1 protein-coding gene is annotated in these 1,261 nt (G+C 64.7%); it reads right to left on the minus strand.

Annotated features, from left to right (window positions below; genetic code table 11):
* Positions 1-1,261, minus strand: a 1,261-nt coding sequence (locus ACXJKL_RS21265) for a hypothetical protein (protein WP_457208979.1), incomplete at both ends; no start/stop codon positions are given.

The raw sequence follows: 1,261 nt of genomic DNA on the forward strand, positions 1-1,261 counted from the left end.
TGGGGGTGGATCCGCCGGCGGCGGCTTTGCGTCTCGGTGTCGGAGTCGGTGTCACTGGGGCTGGGGCACGTGTTGGTCGCTGGTGCGGCCGTCGGGCCGGCTAGTCGGTTGCGTGCGGCCTTGATGTCTGGTTCCTGTTCGGCCCACAGTTCTTGCACCGCTGGGTGAGCGGGCTGGAGGACTGCGATGGTTTCAAGCAGTGCGTTACCGAACCCTCCTTCAGCGGGTTCGGTCGCGAACCGGGATGCGACGAGCTCGAGCAGCGTCCGTTCGTCGAGGTTGTAGTGCTGGGGGTCTTGGGCGATCTGGACGGCCAGGTCGCGAAGGTTGGTCGTGGTGCGGATGTTGGTGGCGACTGCTTCGGTGGCTTCTTGGCGAGTGCGAGTGGGGTCGGTCATGAACCAGTGCAGGACGGAGTCTTTAGCGAGGAGAGTTGGGTCGTCGCCGACCTGGTGACGTAGTTCGTCGTCGATGGCGGGGAAGTGTCGAGCCACGATTGCGAGAGCGTCCCAGATTGCTGCCGGTGCGGTGTCGAACTCCGTGCCTTTGATGTGGTTGAAGAGGTCATCGCCAAAGGTGTGGCGGAAGGCTTCCCAGTTGGTCCCGAGTTCGTGGAGTAGGACAGTGTCGGGTCCGGTCAATGTTCCTTGGAGGGACACGGTGATCGGTTCGCCTGTGTTGGGTTCGGCGACGCCGACAATCTGTTGCCATGTTCGGGTGACGCACATGCCGACCCAGCCTGCGCGGCGTCTCTCCTCGTGATCGTGGCCGTAGCTGGCGGCTACTTCTGCGAGGTAAGCGGCGGCGTCGTTCCACTGGTCGATGTTGATGGCGCCGGTCTGGTGTTGATGGAGGAGCGCGCGGTGGTAGGCGAGAGACGCGATGCTCTTGACTTCGCTGGCGGCTTCATCGGCCCATCCGGCGCAGGCTTGGAGCGTGATGTGGGGTGCGATGGGGGTGGTGGCGAGGATCCGGTTGAGGTCGTATCGGATAGACGCGGGCGGGACGCGCAGGCGGGCGAGGGTGCGTTGGAGGGCGTAGTGGCGCCACTTTGAGTAGTCGGAGGCGGCGTAGAGGAGGCCGGAGAGGTGTCGGTCGGGAGAGGAGCGGTAGCCGCGCTGTGACTCGGGGGTGCTTTGGGCTCGGTCGTCGAGGATGGCGCGGGATGACGGGCAGATTGCTGTGCGGATGGCGAGGTTGAACTGGGCGTCGCCGTGCCAGGAGTCGTTACAGTTGGCGAGCAGAGGGATGGCTTCAGCAC

It is taken from the genome of Nocardioides sp. P5_C9_2 (assembly GCF_054049555.1).